This window comes from Mycolicibacterium rhodesiae (assembly GCF_002086695.1).
Classification (GTDB): Bacteria; Actinomycetota; Actinomycetes; order Mycobacteriales; family Mycobacteriaceae; genus Mycobacterium; species Mycobacterium rhodesiae.
In genome coordinates this window covers 1-1,178 of record NZ_MVIH01000043.1, presented here as the reverse complement: position 1 = coordinate 1,178, position 1,178 = coordinate 1, and the positions used below count along the sequence as shown (strand labels likewise).

2 protein-coding genes are annotated in these 1,178 nt (G+C 62.2%); both read left to right on the top strand.

What is annotated here, in order from left to right; genetic code table 11:
• A partial coding sequence (locus tag BST42_RS28855) for an MlaE family ABC transporter permease (RefSeq protein ID WP_237159644.1) occupies positions 1 to 750 on the top strand: 750 nt, incomplete at its 5' end.
• 3 nt (positions 751 to 753) lie between these two features.
• On the top strand, positions 754 to 1,178 hold a 425-nt coding region (locus tag BST42_RS28850; protein ID WP_207569595.1), incomplete at its 3' end, for an ABC transporter permease.

The following is a 1,178-nucleotide window of genomic DNA, read 5'->3' as shown; positions in this document are numbered from 1 at the left end:
GGTCCGATGCAGGCTATTGGTGGCTTGTTTGCGATGTCGGCGGATGCGGTGCGGTTTGTGTTTCGGAAGCCGTTTCAGTGGCGGGAGTTTTTGGAGCAGGCGTGGTTTGTGGCGCGGGTGTCGTTGGCGCCGACGTTGTTGGTGGCGATTCCGTTCACGGTGTTGGTGTCGTTCACGCTCAATATTTTGTTGCGGGAGTTGGGCGCTGCTGATTTGTCGGGGGCGGGGGCGGCGTTCGGTGCGGTGACTCAGGTGGGCCCGTTGGTGACGGTGTTGATTGTGGCGGGTGCGGGGGCGACGGCGATGTGTGCGGATTTGGGGTCGCGCACGATTCGTGAAGAGATCGACGCGATGGAGGTGTTGGGGATCAACCCGGTGCAGCGGTTGGTGACGCCGCGGATGTTGGCGTCGGGTTTGGTTGCGCTGTTGTTGAATTCGTTGGTGGTGATCATCGGGATCCTGGGTGGTTATGTGTTCTCGGTGTTCGTCCAGGATGTGAATCCGGGGGCGTTCGCGGCGGGGATCACGTTGTTGACCGGGGTGCCGGAGGTGATCATTTCGTGTGTCAAGGCGGCGTTGTTCGGGTTGATCGCCGGTCTGGTGGCGTGTTATCGGGGGTTGACGATCACCGGTGGTGGTGCCAAGGCGGTGGGTAATGCGGTCAATGAGACGGTGGTGTACGCGTTTATGGCGTTGTTCGTGGTGAACGTGGTCGTCACGGCGATCGGTATCCGGATGAGTGCCCGGTAACTGATGGCGTCGTTACAGGCTTTGTATCCGCGGATCGCCCGTCAGGTGCGCCGCCCGTTGGGCACGGTGGGGCGGATCGGGGATCACACGATCTTTTATGGTCGGGCGTTGGCGGGGACTCCGCATGCGGCGTTGCATTTCCGTAAAGAGATCATCCGGTTGATCGCCGAGATCTCGATGGGGGCGGGCACGTTGGCGATGATCGGCGGCACTGTGGTCGTCGTCGGGTTTTTGACCCTGGCCGCCGGTGGCACCTTGGCGGTGCAGGGGTATTCCTCGCTGGGCAATATCGGAATCGAAGCACTCACCGGCTTTTTGGCCGCCTTCATCAACGTGCGCATCAGCGCCCCGGTGGTGGCCGGGATCGGGTTGGCCGCCACCTTCGGGGCCGGGGTGACCGCCCAGTTGGGGGCGATGCGGATCAATGA